The sequence below is a fragment of the Klebsiella oxytoca genome (assembly GCF_009707385.1).
Lineage (GTDB): Bacteria > Pseudomonadota > Gammaproteobacteria > Enterobacterales > Enterobacteriaceae > Klebsiella > Klebsiella oxytoca_C.
On the sequence record NZ_CP046115.1, the window covers coordinates 610170 to 636336 of the forward strand.

A 26167-nucleotide genomic window follows, 5' to 3' on the forward strand; every position below is an offset into this window, starting at 1 on the left:
TTTGCCTATAATCCAAAAGTATTCCAGTGACGTTAACGATCACCCTGAATTATCGCTGTCAGGGAAAACGCTAACCCACATGCAAATACTGAACAATAAGGATTGGGCACATGGGCAAACTAAGACTGACAATGGCGCAGGCGCTGGTGAAGTTCCTGGATAATCAGTACCTGGAAGTCGATGGCGAAAAACATAAGTTCGTCAAAGGCATCTTTGCGATCTTTGGCCACGGCAACGTGCTGGGGATGGGCCAGGCCCTTGAACAAGATAGCGGTGAAATGCGGGTCTATCAGGGGCGTAATGAGCAGGGGATGGCGCATGTCGCCACCGGTTTCGCCAGACAATCTCTGCGCCGTCAGATTATTGCCTGTACCTCTTCCATTGGCCCCGGCGCCGCGAACATGATTACCGCTGCCGCCACTGCCACCGCCAACCGTATCCCTCTCCTGTTGCTGCCGGGCGATGTATTCGCCACCCGCCAGCCTGACCCGGTTTTACAACAAATTGAACAGAGCCACGACCTGAGCATTACCACCAACGACGCGTTTCGCGCGGTGAGTAAATACTGGGATCGCATCACCCGTCCGGAGCAGCTGATGAGCGCCTGCATTAACGCTATGCGCGTGCTGACCGACCCGGCGGAAACCGGTGCGGTTACTCTGTGTCTGCCGCAGGACGTTCAGGGCGAAGCCTGGGATTATCCAGAGTCCTTCTTTACCCGCCGGGTACACCGTCTTGACCGGCGCCCGGCCAGCGCCGCGCAGCTGGCGGATGCCGTGGCGGCGATTAAAGCCAGCCGTAAGCCGCTGATTGTTTGCGGTGGTGGGGTGAAATACTCCGGGGCTGGCGAGGCGCTCACCCGTTTTGCCGAGCGCTACGGCGTGCCGTTTGCCGAAACCCAGGCCGGTAAAGGCAGCGTTGTCTCTTCGCATCCGTTCAACGTTGGCGGCGTTGGTGAAACCGGCTGTCTGGCGGCGAATCTGCTGGCGAAAGAGGCGGATTTAGTCATCGGCCTGGGGACGCGTTTCAGCGATTTCACCACCTCGTCAAAATGGATTTTTCAGCACCCTGGCGTGCGCTTCCTCAATATTAACGTCAGCAACTTCGATGCCTGGAAGCTCGACGGTATTCCGATGCTGGCGGATGCCCGCGAAGCCCTCACCGCCCTCGATGACGCCCTGTCCGGCGAATCCTGGCAGGCTGGCTGGGGCGAGCAGATTGAAAGCGTACAGAGCCGCCAGCTGAAAGAGACTCAGCGCGTTTATCAGGCGGTGTGGCAGGATAGCGCTTTCGTCCCGGAAATCGACGACCATCTGGATCGGGAATCGGTGTATCGCGAATTCCGTCAGATAACTGACTCTACCCTGACGCAAAGCAGCGTCCTTGGCGTACTCAACGAAACGCTGCCGGCGGATGCGGTGATTGTGGCGGCGGCGGGAAGCCTGCCGGGAGACCTGCAGCGCGTCTGGCGTAACCGGGCTACTAACACCTATCACGTGGAATACGGCTACTCCTGCATGGGATATGAAGTCAGCGCCGCGCTGGGCGTGAAGTTAGCCCAACCGCAAAGCGAGGTTTACTCACTGGTTGGCGACGGCTCGTTCATGATGCTGCACTCCGAGCTGGTGACCTCTCTGCAGGAGCGCGCGAAGATCAACATCGTGCTGCTCGACAACATGGCCAACGGCTGTATCAACAACCTGCAAATGGAGCACGGTATGGACAGCTTCGGCACCGAGTTCCGCTTCCGTTGCGCCGAATCGGGCCAGCTGCAGGGCGGCCTGGTGCCGGTAGATTTCGCTACCGTCGCTGCCGGCTACGGCTGCAAAACATGGCGCGTCACAACGTTAGATGAACTACGCCATGCGCTGGACGCCGCGCGCCGCGAAACCGTCAGCACCCTGATAGACATTAAAGTGCTGCCGAAAACCATGGTGCACAAATACGGCAGCTGGTGGAACGTCGGCGTCGCGCAGTCTGCGCTCTCCGAGCGGATCCGCAAGGTGGCGCAAATGATCAATGAAAAACGCGCTCAGGCGCGGGATTACTAAAACAGAATACAAACCCTGAACCCTACACATCTCGGGAGAAAACCAACTATGTCACTCAAATTAGGTGTCATCGGTGCCGGCGCTATCGGTAAAGAGCATATCCGTCGTTGCACTCAGGTACTGCAGGGAGCCACGGTAGTGGCGGTTTCGGACATCAACGAAGAGAATGCTCGCGCCGCGGTTGCGCTGCCGGGCGTGCATGCCGAAGTGTATGCCGACGGTCATGACGTGATTAAAGCCAGCGATGTGGACGCCATTCTGGTCACCTCATGGGACCCCACCCACGAAGAGTACACGCTGGCCGCCATCGCCGCCGGGAAGCCGGTGTTCTGCGAAAAGCCGCTGGCGATGAGCGCGGAAGGCTGCCGCCGCATCGTTGATGCGGAAATGAAAGCTGGTCGCCGCCTGGTGCAGGTTGGATTTATGCGTCCTTACGACGAAGGCTATCTGGCGCTGAAAAAAGTGATCGATGACGGCGACATCGGCGCGCCGTTGATGCTGCGCTGCGCGCACCGCAACCAGTCGGTGGGCGAGAATTACACCACCGATATGGCGATCACCAACACCCTGATTCACGAGCTGGACGTTCTGCGCTGGCTGCTGAATGACGACTATCGCTCCGTGCAGGTACGTTTCCCGCGCTCCACTTCCCACACTCATGCGCGTCTGAAAGACCCGCAGATCGTATCGTTTGAAACCAAAAAAGGCACCCTGATTGACGTGGAAGTCTTTGTGAACTGCCAGTACGGCTATGACATCCAGTGTGAAGTGGTGGGGGAAACCGGGATTGCCCGCCTGCCAGAGCCGTCGGCTGTGCAGATGCGCAAAGCCGCTAACCTGTCGACCGCTATTCTGACCGACTGGAAAGATCGCTTTATCAAAGCGTATGACGTTGAACTTCAGGCCTTTATTAATGATGTTCAGGCCGGCCAGCTGCACGGCCCATCGGCCTGGGATGGCTATGCGGCATCCGTTGCTGCCGACGCCTGTATCAAAGCGCAGGGAATCAGCGAGCCGGTTGAGGTGACGCTGCCTGAATGCCCGGCATTCTACAAACGCTAATCCCGCTTTGCTGACGGAACTTCTTTGCACAGGTAACGACGATGAAAATTGCCTTTGATGTTGATGTCATTAAAGACCTCGGGGTTACCCGAATGGTCCACCAGGTGGCGGATTGGGGTTACAAATACATTGAGCAGTCGCCGCACCCGCAGATCAACCCGTTCTACAAACACCCGCGCGCCAGCCGGGAAATTATGGCTGAGTACAAGCAGGCGCTGCGCGAAACCGGCGTAGAGCTTTCTTCGTTTATCTGCGTCTATCGCTGGTCCGGTCCGGATGAGCTGCGCCGCCAGGCGGCAGTGAAAAACTGGAAACGGCTTATCGAAATCGCGGTTGAAATGGGCGTGCAGGTGATCAACACCGAGTTTTCCGGCGATCCTAACCAGCCGGAGATTTGCGATGAAATGTTCTATCGTTCCATGGAAGAGCTGCTGCCGATTTTTGAGCGCGAAGGCATCCGCGTTGAAATTCAGGCGCATCCGTGGGACTTCTGCGAAGAGAACAATGAAACCGTCGATATCGTGAAGTCGTTCCGCAGCGATAACGTGAAGTACGTTTACAGCGTCCCGCACACCTTCTTCTATGACAAAGGCGTGGGCGACGTTGAGAAGATGCTGCGCTACGCGGGAAGCGATCTCTCCCACGTGCTGATAGCGGATACCCGCAACCATACAAAACACTGCCGCTATATCGTTAACCCGCCGGGCGTAGATGCCGTCGTTCACCAGCACGTGGGCGTCGGGGAAGGGGATGTTGATTTCGACGCGCTGTTCCGCACCCTGCGCGATATGAAGTTTGCCGAGCAGACCTTCAAGGTCGGCGGTGAGCCTATCGTGGCCACCTCGCTGTTCGGCTACCCGGAAAAAATGAAATACCAGGCAGTAGAAACCCGTGAACTCATCGAACGTGAATTGCTGCGCCGCTAAGGCGCAGCGGCAGGAGCCTCTACTATGAACAAAGATAACGTAAAACTGGCCATCGCGCCGATTGGCTGGACTAACGACGATATGCCGGAGCTGGGCAGCGAAAATACATTCCAGCAAATCGTCAGCGAAATGGCGCTGGCGGGCTTTACCGGCAGCGAAGTCGGCAGCAAATATCCGCGCGATCCGGCGGTTCTCAAGCCGATGCTGGATATCCGCGGCATTCAGATTTGCAACGCCTGGTTCAGCACCTTTTTTGCTAACGGCCAGCGGGAAAAAACCATTGATGAATTCGTTAATCATATGAATTTCCTACATGCTATGGGCGCGAAAGTCATCGGCTGCTCCGAGCAGAGCGGCAGCATCCAGGGGCTGGAAAAGCCCATCCTGGAGAATGCGAAACCGTGCTTTAGCGAAGAAGAGTGGCAGCGGGTGGCGGAAGGCTATAACACCCTCGGCCGTCTGGCGGCGGAAAAGGGCATGCAGGTCTGTCTGCACCACCATATGGGCACCGGTATCCAGACGACGGCAGAGATCGACAAGTTTATGTCACTGGTGGATGACAAAGTCTTCCTGCTCTACGACACCGGACACGCCTGGTATTCCGAAGGCGGCGAAGAGCCGATGCTGGCGATTCTGAAAAAATATCTGCCGCGCATTAACCATGTGCACCTGAAAGACGTACGTCCGCCGGTGATCGAGCAGGTGCGTCGTGAAGGACTCTCCTTCCTTGACGGCGTGAAGAAGGGGACCTTCACCGTGCCGGGCGACGGCGTCATTGATTTCCGTCCGGTGTTCAAGCTGCTGGACGAGCATGGCTATAAAGGCTGGATGGTGGTTGAGGCCGAGCAGGATCCGGCGCTGGCCAACCCATTCGAATACGCCGTAAAAGCGCGTAAATATATCCGCGAGACGGCAGGAATCTAATCGTTGTTTCATTTTCAGGCCATACGTCGTATGGCCTGCTTTTTTTCCTGCTCTACATCCCGAATCCCCTCTGAGATCGCCCGGTAGAAATTAAAGCACCATGTTCCAAACAAGTTAGTCATCGGTAACCCCCGATTGCACTACGCTTATCGGGGCTACAAGTCTGTGCGGGTTGTGAGCCAGAAGCTCGCGTCGAGCAATCCCCTCTCCTTTTGGGAGAGGGTCAGGGGGAGGGGGAACCTACTTTACTTCAGCCAACACGGTTTTATCCACATACGGCTTCATCAGTGCATCCGCCTCTTTCTGCGCCGCCTGCACCGCGGCTTCCGGGGTAACGTTGGCATCATTGACCACCGCGGCCAGCTGGTTTTCCATCGCTTTACGCACGGCAACGGTCCCCCAGGTGGAGTACCACGGGTGGGCATACTTCAGCTGTTCGAGGGCGATAGCCGCGCGCGGATCCTGCTGCAGATACGCCTTCATTTCCGGCGTATCGTAGGCGGCCTTACGCGGGGAGAAGTAGCCGGTAAAGCGGCTCCAGGCGCCGTTGACCTGAGGGCTCACCAGATACGTCAGGAACTGATACGCCGCTTTTTTCTGCGCGTCGTTGATGCCCTTGAAACTGACCAGGCTGGCGCCGCCGATCGGTACCGCCCGCTGCTCTTTGGCCGGTAGCATCGCCACGCCCAGCTCAAAATCTTTGCTGTTCTCGCGCATAAAGCCCAGCGCGCCGGTGCTCAGCATCGCCATCCCAACTTTGCCGGAGAAGAAGCTGGCGCTGATTTGTTTCGAATTCAGCACGCCGGAAGGCATCACTTTGTCTTTATAGACCAGGTTCTGCCAGAAGCGCAGGGCGCCGATGGTGGTTGGCGTGTTGTAATAGACTTCGCCCGGATAGTCCTCGTTAAAGTATTTCCCGCCGTTGGCGCGCACCAGCGCCGAGAAGATCCAGCCGCCGTAATCATCATTAGTTGACGGCAGCATGATCCCCCACTGGCCTTTGCTTTCGTCGGTTAGCTTTCTGGCATCCGCCAGCAGCTCGGCCCAGGTTTGCGGCGGCTGTTTGATCCCGGCCCGATCGAAAAGCGTTTTGTTGTAGTAGAGGATCGGTGTCGAGTTATGGAACGGGATCGCATAGGTGGTGCCCATCACCTGGGCGTTTTTATGCATTGCGGGCCAGAATGCCTTCACCAGAAAATCCCCCGCTTTTTGATCGCCATACCGGAACAGCTCGTCCATCGGCAGGATCTCATCCTTCAGCGCCAGATCGGTGGTGAAGTTGGCGGACATAATCACCAGCGCGGGCGGCTGCCCGGCCTTCTGCGCCGATTCGGCTTTGATCCTGGTGGTGTCGTAGTTGCCGGTAAAGATCCCGCGCACTTCGACATCCTGCTGCGACTCGTTGAATTGCTTAATGACGCGGGTCATCTCCATGGTCAGCTTGCCATCTACCGGCGCCGGAAACATGAAGTCGATCTTCTCTTTCGCCAGCGCCACGCCGCTCAGGGCAAGGCTGAGCCCAACCGCGAGAGCGGTGAGAGGTTTAAACATAGTTTGTCTCCATCAGTAAGCACCTGTCCACAGGCTATTTTATTTGCCAGTTTGGCCCAGGGCAGTGCTCAGACAAAACTCGTAGAGTTTTGAACACCCTTCAGGGTGGCCCGAAGGGGGAGCGTAGCGAATCATCCTCACGTACTACACGTATGCTCCGGTTCTTCCGCGCTGTCCGTGTCCAAACTGACTGCAACAATTACGCCTGATGTACCGGCGCTAAATTATGCTGTTTCTCAGCATGAAAAAGATGCACATCGGCAGGTGAAAAGCCGAGTATCAGCGAATCGCCTTTCTCCGGCACCGCGCCGCGATGGCGACGGCAAAAGCGTAGGGTGCCGATGGGGGTGCTGACGTGGAGCAGATAATCGGCTCCCATCAGTTCTCGTTGCAGCACGGTGGCGGGCAAGCGCAGATGGCTCTCCTCCAGGCGGTCGCTGATATGTTCCGGGCGAATGCCTAACCACACCCGGGATTCTTCACGGTAGCGCGGCGGCAGCGGATAGCGCAGCTCACCCAGTAATACCTCACCATCAGCGCAGGGCAGCGAGAGCAGATTCATCGCCGGAGATCCGATAAACCCGGCGACAAACAGGTTGGCCGGGTTGGCGTACAGATACTCCGGTCGCCCGACCTGCTGTACGTGGCCGCCGTTCATTACCACGATGCGGTCGGCCATCGACATCGCTTCCGTCTGGTCATGGGTGACGTAGACGGTGCTGGTTCTGAGCTGCTGGTGGAGGTCCATAATACTGTCGCGCACTTCGCTACGCAGGCGGGCGTCGAGGTTGGAGAGCGGCTCATCCATCAGGAACAGGCGCGGATTGCGCACAATTGCTCGCGCCATCGCCACCCGCTGCCGCTGGCCGCCGGAGAGTTTCGCCGGTTTGCGGTCGAGCAGGGTATCCAGCTGCAGCATCTGCGCGACTTTATCCACCCGCGGCTGCCAGCTGGACTTCTCCTCTTTGCGCACCTTCATGCCGAAGGTGATGTTGTCGCGCACCGACAGGTGCGGAAACAGCGCATAGTTCTGGAAGATCATCGCGAAATTACGCTCTCTGGGCGACATATCGGTGATGTTCTCATCGTGCAGCCAGATCTCCCCCTCGCTGACCGGCTCCAGCCCGGCGAGCAGGCGCAGCAGGGTGCTTTTACCGCAGCCGGACGGGCCCACCAGCACCACAAATTCCCCTTCGCGAATATCCAGCGACAGGGCGCTGAGGGCCGGTTTACCGTCAAACTGTTTACTGATGTTTTGTAGACTAAGCATGGCGTTTAGCAATCTTCCGTTGGGCAGCTGATATTTTCGTCGTACATCCACGGTCCGGCGTAGTGGGTCAGCGGATGCTGATAGCTCACCCACTGTTCGTTGACCTGGCGATGCATCAGGCACGACGCCGGAGAGAGGTCGTAATACGGACGGGTATCTTCATGGAAGTAGGGCACCTGGTGGACGGTTCCCGGGACGGTGGCGATGATGGCCTGGCGATACTGGGTCATGGTCAGGCTGTGGTTATGGCCGCAGAAAATGCGCGTCAGCGACGGGAAACGCTCAATCAGCGCCAGCAGACGATGGCCGTTTTCGCAGGCGATAGGGTCCATCTGCGCGTTGCCCAGCGGCAGCGGCGTATGATGCATAAACACCGTCGCCGGTTTATCGCCGCCGTCGAACAGCTGGGCTTCCAGCCAGTTAATAGTTTCATCGGTCAGCCAGCCTTTCGACGTACCTGCCCGGCTGGAGTCGATAAACAGCAGGCGAGTGGCAAAATCGTCTACCGCGTAGTGCATATTTTGCGCGTCGCGGCCGAGCTGCGGACACAGCGGATGCAGATATTCCAGAAACAGCGCTTTATCGTCGTGGTTGCCGGGAATGAGATACAGCGGATAGTTCAGGCTGCCGAGGATCTGACGGGCGACCTCATACTCTTCCGGGCGGCCGCAGTTGACGATATCGCCGCTCACCACCACCGCGTCCGGACGCTCCTGCAGGGCATTCAGCTGGGAGACGACGTCGGCATTGGCGGCGTTGACGTCAATAAAGCCGTACAGCTTCTGGCCGCGGCTGCGGAAATGGGTATCGGAAATTTGCGCTAACAGCATGAAGAGCTCCTTATTTTATCCCGGAGAAGCCGAAGCTTCGCAGGAACTGTTTCTGGAAGAAGATGAAGGCCAGCATCAGCGGCAGGCAGACCATCAGCGTGCCGGCGCCGATGATGCCCCACTGGCCGCCGGATTCTGCGCCCATGGCGAACGAGACCAGCCCCACGGTCAGCACCTGTTTGTCCGGGTCGTTCAGCATCATCAGCGGCCACAGATACTCGTTCCAGTGGTAGGTAATGCTGACGGTGGCGAAGGCCAGCACCGACGGCCAGGACATCGGCAGCAGCACGCGGAACAGCACCTGCCACCAGCGACAGCCCTCCATCAGCGCCGCCTCTTCCAGCTCTTTGGGTATGGCCAGAAACGCCTGACGCATCAGGAACACGCCGAACGCCGAGGTGAAGTAGGGCATCATCACCCCGGTGAGGGTGTTGAGCAGGCCGAAGGTTTTCAGGGTCAGCATGTTCGGCACCATCATCACCACCGGCATGATCATCAGCTGGACGAGGAACATCAGGAACAGCGTCTTTTTGCCGCGAAACTCGTGGCAGGCGAAGACGTAGCCGGCGGTGGTGATGGTCAACAGCTGCACGAAGAAGGTACCTAAGGTGAAGATAAGGGTGTTGGTGTAGAGGCTCAGCCAGTCAGCGCTGGCCCAGGCATCGCGGAAGTTATCCAGCGTCAGCTGCATACGGGGCAGCAGCGAGGCCATATCCTCGCCGAAGGTCGTGGCGCTGAACGAGGTCGCCAGCATCCATAAAAACGGACTCATCCACAGCAGCGCCAGGCAGCACATTAATACCGTGAGCGTAAAGGGCTGCGAGCGGCGCAGGCGCAGCCAGAGCGGGCGCGATGCGCTGTGCGATCGCAGCGCCAGCGGCGAGATTTCAGCGCTCATAGTGCGCTCCTTTCTCCAGCAGTTTGAGGTTAATCAGCGAGAAGGCAAACAGCCCGGCCAGCGTTAGGAAGGTGGCGGCGGAAGCTTTACCTAAATCATGGGTGTCCCAGGCGAGGTTCTGGATGTATTAGAGCAGCACGGTCGTGGCGTTATCCGGCCCGCCGCGGGTCATCACCGCCACGTGGTCGATCTGGGTGATGGAGTAGATCAGCGCCGTGGTTATGACGAAGCTCAGGGTCGGGCGCAGCAGTGGCAGCGTGACCTTAAAGAACACCTGTGTGCGGGTGGCACCTTCCACGATCGCCGCTTCGCGCGTGGAGGCCGGGATGCTTTGCAGCCCGGCGAGGAAAAACAGCATGTAGTAACCGGCGAACTTCCACACGCCAATCAGCGCCAGCGCCAGCAGCGCGCTATTGCTGCGCCCCAGCCAGTTGTTGTTCATCGGGCCGAACAGCTTCGCCAGATAGTGGTCGAGCAGGCCAAGGCCGGGCATAAAGATAAACAGCCACAGCGCGGCGGCGCTGACCATCGGGATAATCATCGGGAAGAAGAAGGCGGTGCGTAGCCAGCGGTTGATGCGGTGATTCTCGGTCAGGGCGACCGCCAGCAGCAGGGCGAGGGCCACGCCCGGTACCACCGTCAGCAGGATATAAAGCAGGTTATTCACCAGCGACTGCCAGAAGACGCTGTCGGCGAACAGACGCCTAAAGTTCTCCAGCCCGACATACTGGCCGCCGTCGCTGGCCATGCGGGTATCGAACAGGCTGTCATAAATCGATCGCCCGAGCGGGAACCAGGTAAACAGTAATAAAAACAGCAGGGAAGGCGACAGTATCAGCCAGGGAAGCCAGGTTTTTCTCATGGTGGCGGACGTCTCATTCAGGCGTTTGTAGAAGCCCGGATTGTGGGAAGGATTGACTGCAAAAGTATGGCGGGGAGATGACGGTTTAATGACCAGAGAAACAAGCGCCGGGCAGACGGGCCGCCCGGCATCACCCCGGCCAGTGGCGTTCAGGCCGCGCGGCTGCGGCCTGAAGCATGACGAGGGTTGATCAGAAGTCGGCTTTCAGCACCACGCGGTAGCGGGCCTTGCCCTCGCGAACGTGTTTCAGCGCCTCGTTGATCTGCGACATCGGAAACAGCTCGGTGGTCGGCGCGACTTTGCTGCGTCCGGCAAATTTCATCAGCTTGCGCAGCTCGGACGGGTTGCCGGTGGCTGAACCGGAGATGCTGCGGTCGCCGCCAATCAGGGTGAAGGCGGGGACCGGGAACGGCTTCATCACTGCCCCGACGGTATGGAAGTTGCCGCCGTACGCCAGCGCTTCAAAGTACGGCTGCCAGTCGAGGTCGACGGCGACGGTGTTGATAATCAGGTCGAACTGGCCGGCCAGCGCCTTTAAGGCTTCCGGATCGCGGCTGTTCACTACGCGATCGGCGCCCATTGCCAGCACTTCCTGCTCTTTAGCCGGGTTGGAACTGAAAGCGGTCACTTCCGCCCCCATCGCCCGCAGCAGTTTAATCGCGATATGACCGAGGCCGCCGATACCAATCACGCCGACGCGGCTGGTGGCGGTAACGTGGTGGGTCAGCAGCGGTTTGAAGACGGTGATGCCGCCGCACAGCATCGGGCCAGCGGAAGCCAGCTCGATGCTCTCCGGCAGCGGGATCACCCATTGCCAATCGGCGCGCAGCTTATCGGCGAAGCCGCCGCGGTTGATGATGGTGGGCACCGAGCCTTCCAGACAGTTCACGTGGTTGCCGCTGATACAGGCGTCGCAGTGGCCGCAGCTGCGCGCCGTCCAGCCAATCCCAACCTTCTGACCAATCTTCAGCCCTTTATCCTGCGCCGCGCTGCCCAGCGCTGCTACCCGGCCAATCACCTCGTGACCGGCCACCAGTGGATAGCTCGACATGCCCCATTCGTTGTCGATCATCGACAGGTCGGAGTGGCAGATCCCGCAGTACTCTACCTGCACTTCGACATCTTCCGGCTTAAGGTCGCCGGCATCGTACTCCCACAGCGACAGATCGGCGCCCGCTTCTTTGGCGGCGTAACTTTTAATAGTGCTCATGATAGTTTCCTTGGGTTTGGCGTAGTTAAGAAGGAAGTGTAGAGCATGGGGCGAGGGGACGCTTGGCAGAAGGAGGGGGGAAGGGGGGTATAAGAGGAGGGAAAATGTGCCCTGAAGAGGCTAACACACTGAGCCGATGAAAAATTCATCACTTGGTGGCAGGTGAATGCAACGTTGCTTGCATGGCAGCGTATGACAGGTATAATCCAGAACGTTTTCCGTATCCTTTCCGTGCCGGAGTGGCGAAATCGGTAGACGCAGTTGATTCAAAATCAACCGTAGAAATACGTGCCGGTTCGAGTCCGGCCTTCGGCACCAAAAGCATGTAAATGGACCTCAATTGAGGTCTTTTTTTATGTCTGAAATCCGCGCCACACAAGGCTTCCCACGATTTTCTCCTCAACTGAAGTCAACCTAACTCAACCCACATCAACAAGCTTGTGAGTATACTAATGAGTATATTTGCCGATTCGATATTGCTTGTATACTCACGAAATACCAATGGAAGGAGGACCATTATGGCCCTAACGGATACTAAAGTTCGTTCTACGAAACCTGAGGAGAAAGAGTATTCACTTGTTGACGGTGACGGCATGTTTTTACTTGTAAAACCTAACGGTTCCAAGTATTGGCGATTTCGTTTCCGTTTTGGCGGTAAACAGCATTTAATGGCGTTCGGTGTCTATCCTGAAATTTCACTGGCGGATGCCAGGAAGAAAAGGGAAGAAGCCAGAAAGCTGGTAGCTGCTGGTATCGATCCTCGTGAGCATAAACGTGCTGCGAAAGAAGAGCAGGCGAAAGAGGTTATTACTTTCGAGAAGGTTGCCAGAGAGTGGCTCGTGACCAACCAAAAATGGTCGGAAGATCATGCTAATCGCGTAAAAAAGAGCCTGGAGGACAATATCTTCCCGGCAATTGGTGCTCGCAATATTGCTGAACTGGGTACCCGCGATCTGTTAATTCCCATTAAAGCCGTCGAGACATCAGGCCGTCTTGAAGTGGCCTCCCGTCTTCAACAGCGCACCACGGCCATCATGCGTTATGCGGTGCAAAGCGGGTTGGTTGATTACAACCCGGCGCAGGAGATGGCTGGGGCCGTCGCATCTGGCAATCGACAACATCGCCCAGCGCTGGAATTAAAGCGCATCCCAGAGTTACTCGAGAAAATAGACGGCTATACCGGCAGGCCGCTAACTCGTTGGGCAACGGAACTCACTTTGCTTATCTTTATTCGATCCAGTGAGCTGCGTTTTGCTCGCTGGTCAGAGATCGATTTTGAAACGTCAATGTGGACCATCCCGCCTGAGCGAGAGCCTATTCCCGGCGTGAAACATTCTCAGCGAGGAGCAAAGATGCGTACACCTCATCTGGTGCCGCTTTCAAAGCAGGCGTTGGCAATCCTGAAGCAGATAAAACAGTTTTGCGGGGAACACGAGTTGATTTTCATTGGCGATCACGATCCGCGTAAACCCATGAGTGAGAACACTGTGAACAGTGCATTGCGGGTGATGGGCTATGACACCAAAGTTGAGGTTTGCGGTCACGGTTTCCGCACAATGGCCTGTAGTTCGTTGATTGAGTCAGGTCTATGGTCGAAGGATGCGGTAGAACGGCAAATGAGTCATATGGAACGTAACTCAGTGCGGGCGGCATATATCCATAAAGCGGAACATCTGGATGAGCGTAAGTTGATGCTGCAATGGTGGGCCGACTTTCTTGATGCTAACCGGGAGGAAACAATTAGTCCGTTTGATTATGCAAAACTCAATAACCCAATGCAGACCAGATAGTTCGTGTAGTACACGAATTACACACAGAAGGCATCTTTACTTTAATGTTCAGGTGCCTTTTTGCTTTCTAACGAACTGAAATTAAGGAGAATGCTAAAATGACTACAATATGCCCGCAATGCGGTTCTGATCGTGTAAGTGAGCGTCATATTGGCAGGAAGACGGGAGGTATTATCGGCGGAGCGGCTGGCGCTCTCAGTGGCGCAGGGACGGGGGCAGCGATTGGTTCAGTTGTGCCGGTTGTGGGGACGGCAACAGGGGCGGTTATTGGCGCAGTACTGGGAAGGTTTGTCGCTGGGGCAACGGCCGGGGCTGTTACAGGTTCGGCTATGGATGGCGTAGTGTTTGACAGGTATGTATGCCGGGAATGTGAACATACATTTGACTGATTATATTGATGTATTTATCTTTCCATCTCTCAGATAGCATATCTATCACGTTCCTGTTCCCTTCAAATTCTTCTCATTGATTGATCTACTCCACCGATCGGTTTATGTTTTTTAATAGCTTATGACGATCGATTGTTATTAACTGATCGATTTTACCGATAGATGGTGTCGATCGATTTCGAAATTTCGATCGGTATTAACAATTTTACACATCTTCATCTTCCTGAAAAGATCACAAAATCTTGCATTCAATCGCGCAGTTACCTGTTGGAAATTTTGAAAATCGTTCAGTGACTTTCGTAGCAACATTTCCGTCTGGACTCGTTAGTAAAGAGAAGGAGTAAATGGAAGACGAAGCAAAAGCAGGTGCAGCCCCATAGAGTTTTACCCTGGGGATTAGAAAAAACCTATCGGAAGGCTTATGAGTTCTTCTGTTAGGACACAAACAGAATTCGGAAAAATTCAATTTTTTAAGGGATTACAAATGAACATTAATTTTGCAGAAAGTATTTACTCCAGAAGGGGGCTTATCGCCTCTATTGCACTTATCACAGCAATGCTCACTGGTTGCGATTCGCCAGAGAAAAGACAATTTATGACGGGGTGTAAAATTGCAACCCGTAACGGTTCTGTATGTGCTTGCACCTGGGAGAAGATGAGTAATATTTATCCGCCAAAATTACTGAAAGCGATTGGCGATCAACGAACAGCCCCACCCTCTGACTTTCAGCAAAATATGAGAAATTCTTTACAGCAATGTATACGTGAAGAATAACTATGATTGTCGTGAGTAGAGACATTTTATTTATAAAAATGAGGCTAACCATATGCATCATACCGCAATAAAGTATTTTATTCTCGCGTTCGTATTGTCACTGATTATTGTATTATTTAATCTATTTACACCAACAGGGAAAATTTATGGTTTTTGGCATGGGGTGAAAATTTTGTTCTGGCTGACGGTTGGACCAGGTGTTGGAATGCTAATTGGTGCCTTTATTCGTCAGTGGTTGATACCTGATGCAATATATACCCGTGAAGGTACCATTGGAATATTCAAAGCCAAAATATTTTGGGCTATTGGTCCTCAATCTATTGGTTGGCTACTTGGGGCATTGGCAGTTTCAGAACAATTGTATTAGTAGTTTTATTCGCCTCCTAAATTCAGTGGGCTTTAATTATTTAAAGGGTAGTAGAAATGAAGAAACTAAATATTGGTTTTCTGTTTATCTCTGTTTTTTTATTCGCAAGCTCTTCATTCGCAAACGTAACAGATCTGTCATGTGATTTCAAAAATGGAGGCAATATGCTTATTACTCATGATGATGACAATATCTATATCGCATACAGTGCCCCTAAATTTTCACCAGATGATAATGTTATTATTCTTGGTAAATTCTCGGAAAATGTTGAGCAAGTGGTTATACCTGCTACGCAATTTGCTGAGTTTTCGTTATCTGGAATAACTGATCAAAATACAATGGTGTATGTCTCCTATATCCCTAAAAATCTGGATGGAATCCCTGTTGCTGATTTCTCATTAAGCAATGATAAAGGGAGGATTACTCAAACAGGTAACTGTATTGTAGACACAATTAAGACAAGGAATAATCTTCTTGAAGAAGGTATTTCTGGCGTTAGAGTGCGAAAATAATTTCAAGGGTAATAAAATGAATACACAAGCAACAAACTCAACCTCTGTTAAGGCCTTCTTTGTTAAGTACAAAAAAATTATCATCGGAGCTTTTGTTTTATTCTGTATTTATAATTTTATAACCGGTTTTATGCGTGGCCCTGAGCTTCCTTATTGTAGTGATTCTAACCTTATTGATAAAAAGATACCAAACATGATTATTAATAAGCTAAGGCAATATAACTCAAATGCCCTTCATCTCAAAATTACAGTGTCTGATACCAAGGAGACTTTATATGATAAAAAAGCTGGGTTAAGGCAGTGTACTGCCGGGGTGACAATGCGTTACAACGGGAATGTCCACACCGATGATTTTACTTATCAGATTGCATGGACTAATGAGAAAGAAGGTCAGTATCAAGTTAAATTACTTGAAGACTAATTAACATGTTAAGAGGGATATATATCATGAAAAAATTAATCAACGTTGCAATACTGACTCTGGTTGCTTTGTTTTCCGCTTCTTCCTTTGCCAAATGGCATGGATGTCAAACGCAAAATCTTGTGTTCTTTGCTTATAATATGAAACATACTAAAGCTGTAGAACTCTGCCAAACAGAGGAAGGTTATAGATATACTTATGGACCTGTTGGAAAACCAGAAATTACTTTAGAAAAAGAGAGTGGCGATGTTACTCGCGGAGGAGGCATGGCTGGAGGATTTGATGTCAAAAATGGTAATATCATCTATGGAGTAATGGAAGATAAATTTGGTAATTCTGCTCTCATCGTGCAGAAATCTGATTATAGTAAAGTTCTGGCTGAGATTGAACTTGATAGTGGAGATAAAACCTACGTCAATAAAACGTATGAATATTTCCATTAATGGTTTAAGTCATTGATGCTCAGATCTGTACTGACAATAGCAATCATTATTATCAATACAGGTCTGAGTAATATATTTTATAACTCCCACTAATTAATTATCGAAAAGCATTAGGTGATTTTATAAGTTTTCAGTAATGACTCAGGAATAAAAATAATATCCCCTCTAGCCCTTGAGCAGGCAACATATAGCTTATTACGTGTTTCTGAGTTGATATCTCGGAAGCTTCCATTTTTCCAGGCTTTCACATTTGCAGGATTGAGAACAACACAAACATCATTATAACTGTCAACTCCCTTTGATGCCCCCCAATTTTGAGAATAACAGGAGTATTTATAATGTGCTTTATAGAATAGTTTTACCTTTGTAGAATCTTCATAGAGAGCAGCAACAGCCTTTGGTTCATCTTCAAACCTGATAATACTTTCTCTGTCATCGTAAGCTTCAATTTCTATACCAATCTTTTCGGTAATAAAATTGCAAACGCTCCTACTGCATCTGCGGCTTTTTTTTAGGCTGTCTGTATCAACCCTAAGGTTAGCCTTTTTAAAAGCCGCTTTATAGGAGGCATAATCATTATGAAGACTGGCGTTTACATTTCCATCTCTGCTTGTATCAAATGTGTGTTGAAAAAAGTCCCCAACAAACGTGATATTTATATTTGCAGAACTTATAGTTTTAAGAAAGTTAAAATCGTGACCAGCGAAGTCCTGAACCTCATCTACAAAGAAAGTATCAAAATATTTCTCCATCCGTGCAATAACAGCTCCCATTAGATTAGATTGTTCAATAAATTTAGCAAGACGATTTGCATAAACCTGGCGGTGGGGGGTCACATAGTATCGATCGTCTGTCAACTTATATCGGGGATATGTTTTAGGACGTTTAAATGTCATGCCAATAGTGTTCTTGTTTGACCGAAGGAATGGTCGGTAGCAAAAACCATGTAGAAATTTAAAATAAGTATAGAGCGTAATGTTAGCTGGGAAATAACCAAATCGATTTATAATTCTTTCACGCAAATTACTGTAATTAGACTCCGTATATGTGATGATCAGGAAACGTTTTTCTTCATTAAGACTTTCAACAAGATGGTAAGTCTTGCCAGAACCTGCAACAGCAAATATTACGCTCTTATCCATGAGATTGCCTGCTGAATATAGTTTGGAGCGATAATGTCAGCACTCTTTTTCTCAAGCAATTGGAATGCTGCATCTGTTTTATTTTTTAACATAAAATTTTCAACAGTAAGCGTTTTGCGACCAACAGCAAAAAGACTGTCACAAATTCCCTTATTATCCTGATACATACAAATCTCAAAAGTAGTACGGGCGTTATCAGGATCGGCAAAAATTCTTATAGAATCAGAAGTGAATTCCACATAGTTAGTGACACAATTCCCCTCGTAATCGCCGTCATTATCACGAATCACTGCAATTTTAATGCTAAGTAGTTTAGCGAGTTCAAGGTACCGCTTGAAGCTTGTTCCGTCTACCGAGATTATATAAATACCATCAGTATCAACGCTTACACCCATTGTGCTGTTTCTATAGAGGCTATCCATAAGGATAAATTCAGCGTCACCTTCCAAAAGTATTGCCTTCTTACACAATGCAAGTTCCAGTACATTATTGTCAGGAGCCTTCATAAAAAAGTCAGCTGTCTCTTTACTAAGGTTTTTGAGGGTAGCTGGCTGAGATGGGTTTTCTTCATTCATTATCAGCACTTTTTTAAGATTTAAGCGTGTCGCAATCAGGCTACTATGCGTCGCAATAAAAAGCTGCTTTTTGACAGAACCACGGATGCGTTCAATAAGCTTGTGCATATGGACATGGCTGAGATGGTTTTCTGGTTCTTCAAGCAAAAGAATATCAAGCGCGTGTTCGCGATTTAGTAACGCAAACTCCGTCTTTATGAAGCACTGTCGGCCTTTACCCTTACTGTCGATTGGGATCTCACCTTCTGTAATGATGATATCCGTTTCGACATTGGCTTTCGGGCTTGTGCGAACATCAAATTTGTAGTTATCCAGTGCTTCATTCATTGCCTTGAAGGCGCTTTTCTTAAATTCCGATTTGGCCTTGCGATACTCAAAATTGTGAAGATTACGCTGAACTACAGATGCATGGCTGGTGTACATAGTGCGGGTATATTCGCGTGTGGCATATTCATTATTTATCTGAGAGCTATCAATGAGTAAGTGCCTAAGCGGTTTTTTGTATGGATAGATAGTTTCATCCGTGAAAGTTAGAAAGCGGACGCCATAGTACTCGAAAGGGAAATTTTCATGTTTGTCAGCAAGTAGTGCCTGGATCTCTTTAGTGTATTCGTCGACCGGTTTGCACACCATCTTGATACCAAGATGATCTATTCCCTTGCTATTATTCCGGCCATCGAGTTCGTGATGGCCTTCAAGTCCTTCGAGGTATATTTCTATGAAAAGCTCAGGGAGATCGACGATTCTTCTCTCACTGTGCAGAAAGTCCTTGATGCATTCTGTGTTGAAGAGGGTTTCAAGCCCAAGTGACTCAACCTTACTTCGGCTGGCGTTTAGCACTATGTCAATTGCCTGGAGAACTGAACTTTTTCCCGCTTCATTCCCTCCAACCAAGATATTCAGCTCGGGATCGAACTCAAGCTCAAGATTTCTGAATCGTTTGAAGTTTTTTAGAACCAACCTTTTTATTGTTGCCATCCGCTTTCCTGCCTTTTGAGATATCTTACTTCTTGTTTTAGATGAGGATGTTTCATTATTGTCTTCGGTCACTACCATAACACAATGATTTTGGTCATGTCCTTTGATAAAAGGTAATCATGAGCACATTGGTTCAATACATCCATTTCGGTAATGAATCATTAGTGGCTATGTTTGCTGTTTAGACTGCCTACAACGGGCAGGTTTTCATCGTTAAAGCATGGTTTCTCTCTTTCTTTTTGTTATCCTGCCCGGAAGATATTGGCAAATTGAGGCAAGCAAAAAGCTATGTTTAATGACAAGATGTCGTACCCATTCAGACCCTGGGGAGAACCACTCGAAGAGGCTGAGAAAATGAGCCTTTCCAGGGAACTGGCAAAGAACACCGGTTATCCTGTTGACTCACTCCCTCCGGTACTGCGTGATGTGATTACTGCATTATGCAGGGACATTAGCGCTCCCATTGAGCTAATTACAGGAACGGTACTCTCCGCTGTATCTCTGGCGTGTCAGGCCTTTATCGAAATTCAGTTTCCTGATGGCAGAATTAAGCCATGTAGCCTGTATAATCTTGTTATTGCCGACTCAGGTGAGAGAAAATCAACGATTTATTCACTGGTCATGAAACCTTTTCTTGAGTTTGAAAAAACGGAGAAGAAAAATTATAGCGATGCGCTCCTGATACATAATGCACAAATGCTGATGTGGAACGCCACAAATAAATCTGTTTTAAGAAGACTAACACAAAAAATTGGAGACGGTGAAGACTGTCAGTCTGAACAGGATGAGTTGAAAAAACTTGCGCTTAACCAACCTCCGCCACCAAAAAAAATCAAGCTGATATATACAGACACAACACCTGAAGCGATGCAACGAGGTCTACATGATAATATTCCTACTGCGGGGCTAATGTCAGATGAAGCAAGTGTGTTTTTTGAAGGCCGGGCTAAAAATAATCTTGGATTTCTTAATGAGTTATGGGATGGTGCTCCTGTTGATATTGAGCGTCGTAGCCAAAAGAGTTTTTCAATTGATGACGCCCATTTTACCATGTTGCTTATGGTTCAATACGATGTATTTATCCAGTATTTTAAAAAACACGGAAGAAAAGCGGCTGGTTCTGGTTTCTTATCAAGATTTTTAATTTCATTCATACCGTCATCAGTAACACCACGGTTGTCGTCTAGTAATATCGCTAACAGTAAAGAACTAGTCTGCTTTCATGAGCAAATAAACATTTTATTATTAAATTTAAAGGAACAACTTCAAAAAGGCAACAAACCAAAGACGCTCAAACTTACCGCTAATGCTCAAACAGAACTTGAGGCATTTTATCGAAAAATTGAGGATGAAATTTCTACGCATCCTAAAAATAATGCTATTAAAGCATTGCTCATGAAGCTGGCAGAGAATGCCTTACGCCTTGCAGGTCTGTTACATTATTTTCATTATCGTGATGAAGATGAAATATCACGCGATACACTTCTCTGTGCTATATATTTTGCAGGAATTTATGGTAATCAGGCAATGATTTTATTTTCAACTGAACTGGCAACACCAGAACAGGATGCTGAATATGTTTACAACTGGCTGAAGCGAGAGTTATCAAACATAAAAAATATTGGAGGAATCTTTGCCAATATGCCTGATGATTTAGATCATGCTGCCGAAAGTAATCAGAAAGAAATACCTGAGATTCACTTCGTTATAAAATCACATATGCGAAGAAGCATTAGCAACTCCCATCTGAGGAATAATGGGCGCTTAAATGCAGCTCTAAAATTCCTTGAAGAAGAGGATAGGATATGGATAGATCGACAACGAAACACCAATGGTAGTGTAACTGAAAAGATCTATTTAAAACAATAAATTCAGTATGTTTATACTTGCTACTCATGCTACGTAGCATGAGTAGCAATTTCATTATGATGAAAATAATGCATTTAAAATCATTTTAAAACATAATATAAAAATATTAGCAACATTAAATAAACATTTATTTTTGAGCAAATTTCAATCAATCAATGGATGATGCTGCTCCTCAGATAGACTGATTTCTATATTACATTTTTCTGAATAAACGGACTTCATTTATTAATGCCTTTTAAACGAGCGGTACGCCACCCTGAGACGTTTTTAATAGAAAGGTGATAACCTTGCCTTCCCTATACATTTAAAGCATCTGAAATGATTACAGGGTGTTTATTATTTTTGTGTTCTTTATGGGCGTATATATCATTATAGAAAGTATTACTGCCGTGAGGCATTAATTCGTTCCTGAACCCATTTTTCTACTTCGCTTTGTAACCAGCGAGAACTACGGCCTAATTTAATTGGCTCAGGGAATTTTCCTTCGCTTATCAGCTTGTAAAACCACTTATCCGTCAATCCGGTAAAACTGGTAATGAAAGCCATATTAACCATTTTATCGTTAAGCAGACTAGTGCTGTTATTCCGGGTGTCCATGAGGCTGTCTCCATATGAAATATTGAGAGGTATGGAGAAGCGTTGGTTGTAATGATTAACCGTTGACGTATTCTCCTTCTCAATATCCACATGTCAGTAATAAAATAATTTATTCCCGTTATCCTATAGAACAACCAAAGTTACGTTTACCGTCCGAATAATCTTTACTGTACTCTTTAGCCAGATAACTTAGCCTGTTCATGATGACTGCATAATCATTCTGGTAAGATAAGCCATACATGTTCAGACGAGCATGACAGTTATCAGGAAACTGGATAAGCCGATAATACTGTTGATAGCTCTCCTCTTGATCGAGATGTAATGCCCTTACCCAGGCCTCCATAATCATATATGCAAGGTTGTGATGATATAAACCTTCATGGTCAGGTTTATATGTTCCGGGATAGGCATAAGCTTCTTGATTGAAAAATAAAGCCAGATGATAATGTTTCTTGCCATTTTTGTTAAACTCCCTTACCCACACATATCTTATCCGACAGTGATGAGTTCTTTTCCTGAGAGATATTTTATTTAACCTGTCTGCATTCTTCTGGGATTTCAGTGATTCCATAAAACGCGTTATTAATGTAGAGTCATTTTCATACGGGCTATTTTCTGGCATTCTCAGGTCAATTCTAAGTATCATTGTTCGGTGATATTCTCTAAGTGACTTGTTTAAAGTATCTTTGATTCTTTTCATGTGTTTTATATTTAATGGACCATTACTGCTTAAATTAATCATGCTCTTTCCCTTCTGTTGTTACGTGTCAATATTATTAGGAATTGAGTAATGTTTTATTGCAAGCAACTGGTAATAACATTTAAGATATTGCATAGGTATTATTTATCCATACTTATTAAGCACTAATTATTGGTTATACTATATTATTATATTACCAACCCGACATGGAGTCAGCGGTAAAAATAAAAAATGCAATAGAAGAAAGAAGCGTCTAAAACAATTAATTCATTGCGCAATTACACATAATATTAAGTCTGAAGTTAATTAATGAACTTTTATGTAGATTAGCGTTCTTTAACACACATAAAAATACAGCTGAATATTATTAAGGTGAATAATCAGGAACGATCTTTATTTATCTAATTCAACGTCAAGCTTAACATCCTACATCAATTACAGACAGACCATACTCCTTCACCGGGGCATGGTCTTTTTTTATGTCTTTTAATAAGGAATTATCCATGAGATTAGCCAGTCGCTTTGGTCGCGTGAACCAGATTCGTCGCGACCGTCCATTAACCCATGAAGAGCTGATGCGCCATGTGCCCAGCGTTTTCAGTGAAAATAAACACGAATCCCGAAGTGACAGGTACACCTATATCCCAACAATTACTCTGCTGGATAATCTTCAGCGGGAAGGCTTCCGACCGTTCTTTGCCTGCCAGACCCGCGTTCGCGACGCATCAAAACGCGAACATACGAAACATATGCTGCGTTTACGCCGGGAGGGGCAAATTACGGGTAAGCAGGTGCCGGAAATTATCCTGCTGAACAGCCATGATGGTTCCAGTAGCTATCAGATGCTGCCGGGCTTGTTCAGAGCTATTTGTTGCAACGGGCTTGTTTGCGGCGAGTCTTTTGGTGAAGTTCGCGTACCGCATAAAGGCAACGTTGTTGAAAGGGTAATTGAAGGTGCTTACGAGGTGCTCGGTATTTTCGATAAGGTTGAAGAAAAACGCGATGCCATGCAGTCGCTGATGCTGCCTCCACCAGCACAACAGGCACTGGCTAAAGCAGCACTGACGTACCGTTTTGGTGGAGATCATCAACCTGTTACCGAATTACAGTTGCTGGCTCCCCGACGCTGGCAGGACGAATCCGGGGATCTCTGGACAACCTATCAGCGTATTCAGGAGAACCTGATTAAAGGTGGCTTATCCGGTCGTTCTGCACAGGGTAAACGCGCCAGAACTCGTGCCATTAATGGCATCGATGGTGACGTTAAACTTAACCGCGCTTTATGGGTAATGACAGAGAACATGATGACCCTCCTCAGCAAATAACCACCAGCGCACCTTCACTGCTCCCCACACACTTTTATTACCCCTACAGATTTAACCCATTAATGAACAAGGAGAACGTAAATGACTGAGAACACACTGCTGCTGTTCACTCCAGAAGAAACCGTTCCTGTTGCAGCTCAACAGCTGATGACCTCAACACTGGTCGCTGATGAGGACCGCATCGGTTTCTGGCCGCAGCACTTCGGCAACATACCGGAGTGGATAATCCTTGAACCCACCGTTTTTGCTTGGATGGACCGCTTCTGCGCGGACTACCACGGCGGTATCTGGAACTTTTATACGCTGAGCAACGGTGGCGTGTTTATGGTGCCGGAAGCGGATAACAATGAGCCCTGGACGCTGTTTAACGTCATGAATGGCAACGGCGGTGAACTTAGTCCTGAAGCCGCCGGGATAGCGGTCTGTCTCATGGCTTACAGCCACCATGCCTGCCGCACTGAATGTGATGCCATGACAGAGCACTATTACCGTCTGCGGGACTATGCGCTGAATCACCCGGAATGCCAGGCCATTATGCGTCTCATTGATTAGGAGCTTTCAGGCTATGCAGGACACGACAACATTACCCGCACCATTACAACCCGATATGTTCCCCACCTCAGTACATCCTCACCCGCGCCCCGCCATGACGCCGTATGCGCAGCGTACCATCCGGCGGGCGCTGAACATTCTGGAACGCCAGCTACGCGAACCCGGTGCGGCCTTCACCACCAGCAGTTCGGTACGCGACTGGCTTCGTCTGCAACTGACGCAGGAGCAACGTGAGGAATTCGCCGTACTGTGGCTCGACAACCAGCACCGGCTTATTGCTTACGACACGCTGTTTCTGGGCACCATCAGCACTGTTACCGTGCATCCGCGTGAAATCGTTAAGGCAGGGCTGAAGCACAATGCTGCGGCTGCCGTACTTGCGCATAATCACCCGTCAGGGCTTGCCGAACCCAGTCATGCTGACCGGAAGATGACTGAGCAGCTAAAGCATGCACTGGGCATGGTGGATATCCGTCTGCTGGACCACCTGGTGGTCGGCGGCATGGATGTCATCTCGTTTGCCGAACGCGGCTGGCTTTAAGGGAGAACAGTGCCATGAAGATTATCAGCAAACGTCAGACAATGGCGATATACCGCCAGCATCCCCGGTGTCCCGGCTGTTTCGCTTCTGCACGGGTAAATACAAATGGTCAGGCAGCATCTGCCACTACCATGGTCGGGAAGTACAGGATATCAGCGGAGTGCTCGCCGTATTCGCGGAGCGCCGTCAGGACCGCAACGGCCCGTATGTCGTATTACGCAACGTAAGCCTGAATTAATTCACGATTAAGGAGGACTACATTTTGTCGAAGAAAAACACGATAACAACGCCTGATATCAGTGAACCCTGGTGGGGACTCAGACGCAACATCTCCCCGTGTTTTGGTGCCCGTCTGGTACAGGAAGATAACCGCCTGCATTACCTGGCTGACCGTGCGAATTTTAGCGGACAGTTCTGCGATGCAGATTTACGCCATCTTGACCAGGCTTTCCCGGTATTGATGAAACAGTTGGAGTTAATGCTCACCAGCGGTGAACTGAATATCCACCATCAGCACTGCGTCACGCTGTATGCCAGAGGACTGACCTGCGAGGCCGATACGCTTGGTTCGCACGGCTACGTTTATATCGCGATTTATCCCACTCAACGTTAAGTCAATTTCCCAACGAGAAACCTTATGAAAACCCTTCCTGCAAATCAGCGGGCGGCGAAGTCGTGCCCGTCGCCCGTGGCTGTCTGGCAGATGCTGCTTACCCGTCTGCTGGAGCAACATTATGGCCTTACCCTGAATGACACGCCTTTCAGTGATGAAACCGTTATTCAGGAGCATATCAACGCCGGTATCACGCTGGCTGATGCCGTTAACTTTCTGGTGGAAAAGTACGAACTGGTCCGTATCGATCGCAGAGGGTTTAACTGTCAGGAGCAGTCACCTTATCTACGGGCGGTAGATATTTTACGGGCGCGACAGGCAACCGGCCTGTTACGGCAAAGCCATCTTCCTTCGATACGCTGAATCTTGCGAGCCGTCTTCCCGATTTACATCACCAATCTTTTTTCCTTATTAACTCATTGCATAATGCGCCTGCCATTCCCGGCGGGCGTGTTTGCTTTTTACGGACAAAATACCATGCAAACAGAAGCTGAAATTTTAACCGATCATAATGAGCTGATTTGCTCGACCAGTGCTGAGCGTATCGTTACAGGACGTGATGCTGCGCTGAAACAGATTGAGACGTTGATTGTCGGCTCAATGACGTTTCCCGGCCCACTTCAGAAATTGGCGACGACATAGCGAGTCATTGGGCGATGCGGCAGGGCCATGCTTTCGGCTACCGGCTGGTGCAACTTGTAGAGAAAGCGATGCTAGTCAAGAAAAAACTGTACGAATCTGGTTGTCTGGCGTAGGATAAGTACATATGTAATGTCACATATATCACATAAATTATCGCGGGTTATTACATGAGTATAGGTAACAGCGGTCGTATTGTTATAGAAGTAAAACCAGAGGTAAAGCGCAGACTTTACTCTGCATTGGCAAGCGAAGGCATATCACTTAAAGAATGGTTCCTGAGAAATGCAGAGCAATATCTGGAAGGCAATTATAAACCTCCCACACTTTTGGAGAAAATTGATAAAATTTAAGT

The 26167-nt window shown here is 49.5% G+C and carries 26 protein-coding genes, 1 tRNA gene and 3 pseudogenes; 20 read left to right on the forward strand and 10 right to left on the reverse strand.

All coding sequences use genetic code 11. The features are described from left to right. Nucleotides 1–110: 110 nt before the first annotated feature. Genes iolD through iolE form a run of 4 tightly spaced genes read left to right on the forward strand, consistent with a single transcriptional unit; the run spans nt 111 to nt 4963 of the window. Complete coding sequence (gene iolD / locus GJ746_RS02855; RefSeq protein ID WP_154678849.1) at nt 111–2051, forward strand: 3D-(3,5/4)-trihydroxycyclohexane-1,2-dione acylhydrolase (decyclizing); 1941 nt, start codon at nt 111–113, stop codon at nt 2049–2051. Between the two features lie 48 nt (nt 2052–2099). After that, complete coding sequence (locus GJ746_RS02860) at nt 2100–3113, forward strand: Gfo/Idh/MocA family protein (RefSeq protein WP_154678850.1); 1014 nt, start codon at nt 2100–2102, stop codon at nt 3111–3113. Nucleotides 3114–3154: 41 nt separating this feature from the next. After that, nucleotides 3155–4039, forward strand: a complete 885-nt coding sequence (locus tag GJ746_RS02865) for a sugar phosphate isomerase/epimerase family protein (protein ID WP_154678851.1) — start codon at nt 3155–3157, stop codon at nt 4037–4039. 24 nt (nt 4040–4063) lie between these two features. After that, entirely contained in the window at nt 4064–4963 is a 900-nt protein-coding gene (gene iolE, locus GJ746_RS02870; RefSeq protein WP_004098147.1) for a myo-inosose-2 dehydratase, read from the forward strand. 240 nt (nt 4964–5203) lie between these two features. On the opposite strand, the gene GJ746_RS02875 is transcribed toward iolE, so the two are convergent. The 6 genes and pseudogenes from GJ746_RS02875 to ahr form a co-directional block, all read right to left on the reverse strand. Beyond that, the gene (locus GJ746_RS02875) at nt 5204–6514 is read right to left on the reverse strand and encodes an ABC transporter substrate-binding protein (protein ID WP_154678852.1); all 1311 of its coding nucleotides are present in this window, start codon (nt 6512–6514) and stop codon (nt 5204–5206) included. A 199-nt stretch (nt 6515–6713) separates the two neighbouring features. Continuing rightward, complete coding sequence (locus tag GJ746_RS02880; RefSeq protein WP_154678853.1) at nt 6714–7784, reverse strand: ABC transporter ATP-binding protein; 1071 nt, start codon at nt 7782–7784, stop codon at nt 6714–6716. Nucleotides 7785–7789: 5 nt separating this feature from the next. Beyond that, on the reverse strand, nt 7790–8614 hold the full coding sequence (locus GJ746_RS02885; protein ID WP_154678854.1) for a phosphodiesterase: 825 nt from the start codon (nt 8612–8614) through the stop codon (nt 7790–7792). Nucleotides 8615–8624: 10 nt separating this feature from the next. After that, nucleotides 8625–9512, reverse strand: a complete 888-nt coding sequence (locus GJ746_RS02890) for a carbohydrate ABC transporter permease (protein WP_154678855.1) — start codon at nt 9510–9512, stop codon at nt 8625–8627. Further along, nucleotides 9502–10374: pseudogene (locus GJ746_RS02895) on the reverse strand (carbohydrate ABC transporter permease). The gene GJ746_RS02890 and the pseudogene GJ746_RS02895 overlap by 11 nt, the downstream one beginning before the upstream one ends. Before the next feature lie 190 nt (nt 10375–10564). Then, nucleotides 10565–11584, reverse strand: coding sequence for an NADPH-dependent aldehyde reductase Ahr (ahr, locus tag GJ746_RS02900; protein WP_154678856.1), 1020 nt, complete (start codon nt 11582–11584; stop codon nt 10565–10567). 233 nt (nt 11585–11817) lie between these two features. Between ahr and GJ746_RS02905 the strand changes: the two genes are divergently transcribed. From GJ746_RS02905 to GJ746_RS02940, 7 genes are all read left to right on the forward strand, one after another. Then, nucleotides 11818–11902: transfer RNA gene (locus GJ746_RS02905), tRNA-Leu, on the forward strand. Between the two features lie 200 nt (nt 11903–12102). Then, a complete protein-coding gene (locus GJ746_RS02910; protein WP_154678857.1) occupies nt 12103–13374 on the forward strand; it encodes a tyrosine-type recombinase/integrase in 1272 nt (423 codons plus the stop codon). Nucleotides 13375–14184: 810 nt separating this feature from the next. Beyond that, nucleotides 14185–14538 (forward strand): hypothetical protein, encoded by a 354-nt coding sequence (locus GJ746_RS02920; protein ID WP_154678859.1) that lies wholly within the window; start codon nt 14185–14187, stop codon nt 14536–14538. A gap of 52 nt (nt 14539–14590) precedes the next feature. Further along, on the forward strand, nt 14591–14905 hold the full coding sequence (locus GJ746_RS02925; RefSeq protein ID WP_154678860.1) for a hypothetical protein: 315 nt from the start codon (nt 14591–14593) through the stop codon (nt 14903–14905). A gap of 56 nt (nt 14906–14961) precedes the next feature. Continuing rightward, entirely contained in the window at nt 14962–15417 is a 456-nt protein-coding gene (locus tag GJ746_RS02930; protein WP_154678861.1) for a hypothetical protein, read from the forward strand. A gap of 16 nt (nt 15418–15433) precedes the next feature. Further along, on the forward strand, nt 15434–15838 hold the full coding sequence (locus GJ746_RS02935) for a hypothetical protein (RefSeq protein WP_154678862.1): 405 nt from the start codon (nt 15434–15436) through the stop codon (nt 15836–15838). A 26-nt stretch (nt 15839–15864) separates the two neighbouring features. After that, a complete protein-coding gene (locus GJ746_RS02940; protein WP_154678863.1) occupies nt 15865–16281 on the forward strand; it encodes a hypothetical protein in 417 nt (138 codons plus the stop codon). Nucleotides 16282–16391: 110 nt separating this feature from the next. Here the strand turns inward: GJ746_RS02940 and GJ746_RS02945 are convergent, their stop codons facing one another. Together GJ746_RS02945 and GJ746_RS02950 are read right to left on the reverse strand one after the other, a co-directional pair. After that, a complete protein-coding gene (locus tag GJ746_RS02945; protein ID WP_154678864.1) occupies nt 16392–17423 on the reverse strand; it encodes an AAA family ATPase in 1032 nt (343 codons plus the stop codon). Then, a complete protein-coding gene (locus tag GJ746_RS02950; RefSeq protein WP_154678865.1) occupies nt 17408–18976 on the reverse strand; it encodes an ATP-dependent nuclease in 1569 nt (522 codons plus the stop codon). Before GJ746_RS02950 ends, GJ746_RS02945 begins: the two co-directional genes overlap by 16 nt. A 288-nt stretch (nt 18977–19264) precedes the next feature. On the opposite strand from GJ746_RS02950, the gene GJ746_RS02955 reads away from it, so the two are divergent. Continuing rightward, nucleotides 19265–20845, forward strand: coding sequence for a YfjI family protein (locus GJ746_RS02955; protein ID WP_154678866.1), 1581 nt, complete (start codon nt 19265–19267; stop codon nt 20843–20845). Between the two features lie 381 nt (nt 20846–21226). On the opposite strand, the gene GJ746_RS02960 is transcribed toward GJ746_RS02955, so the two are convergent. After that, complete coding sequence (locus tag GJ746_RS02960; RefSeq protein ID WP_154678867.1) at nt 21227–21442, reverse strand: helix-turn-helix transcriptional regulator; 216 nt, start codon at nt 21440–21442, stop codon at nt 21227–21229. A 118-nt stretch (nt 21443–21560) separates the two neighbouring features. Beyond that, the gene (locus tag GJ746_RS02965; RefSeq protein WP_154678868.1) at nt 21561–22184 is read right to left on the reverse strand and encodes an inovirus Gp2 family protein; all 624 of its coding nucleotides are present in this window, start codon (nt 22182–22184) and stop codon (nt 21561–21563) included. Between the two features lie 461 nt (nt 22185–22645). Between GJ746_RS02965 and GJ746_RS02970 the strand changes: the two genes are divergently transcribed. From GJ746_RS02970 to GJ746_RS03005, 8 genes and pseudogenes are all read left to right on the forward strand, one after another. Then, nucleotides 22646–23467, forward strand: coding sequence for a DUF932 domain-containing protein (locus GJ746_RS02970; protein WP_154678869.1), 822 nt, complete (start codon nt 22646–22648; stop codon nt 23465–23467). A gap of 147 nt (nt 23468–23614) precedes the next feature. Further along, on the forward strand, nt 23615–24019 hold the full coding sequence (locus GJ746_RS02975) for an antirestriction protein (RefSeq protein ID WP_227852786.1): 405 nt from the start codon (nt 23615–23617) through the stop codon (nt 24017–24019). A 55-nt stretch (nt 24020–24074) separates the two neighbouring features. Next, on the forward strand, nt 24075–24560 hold the full coding sequence (gene radC / locus GJ746_RS02980; RefSeq protein ID WP_154682627.1) for a RadC family protein: 486 nt from the start codon (nt 24075–24077) through the stop codon (nt 24558–24560). Between the two features lie 14 nt (nt 24561–24574). Then, nucleotides 24575–24798, forward strand: a pseudogene (locus tag GJ746_RS02985) (DUF987 domain-containing protein). A 24-nt stretch (nt 24799–24822) separates the two neighbouring features. Next, on the forward strand, nt 24823–25173 hold the full coding sequence (locus GJ746_RS02990; protein ID WP_154678871.1) for a type IV toxin-antitoxin system YeeU family antitoxin: 351 nt from the start codon (nt 24823–24825) through the stop codon (nt 25171–25173). Nucleotides 25174–25197: 24 nt separating this feature from the next. Continuing rightward, nucleotides 25198–25536 (forward strand): TA system toxin CbtA family protein, encoded by a 339-nt coding sequence (locus tag GJ746_RS02995; RefSeq protein WP_154678872.1) that lies wholly within the window; start codon nt 25198–25200, stop codon nt 25534–25536. A gap of 114 nt (nt 25537–25650) precedes the next feature. Further along, a pseudogene (locus GJ746_RS03000) lies at nt 25651–25892 on the forward strand (restriction endonuclease subunit M); the annotation flags it as partial. A 90-nt stretch (nt 25893–25982) separates the two neighbouring features. Beyond that, the gene (locus tag GJ746_RS03005; protein ID WP_105576963.1) at nt 25983–26165 is read left to right on the forward strand and encodes a hypothetical protein; all 183 of its coding nucleotides are present in this window, start codon (nt 25983–25985) and stop codon (nt 26163–26165) included. Nucleotides 26166–26167: the final 2 nt, after the last annotated feature.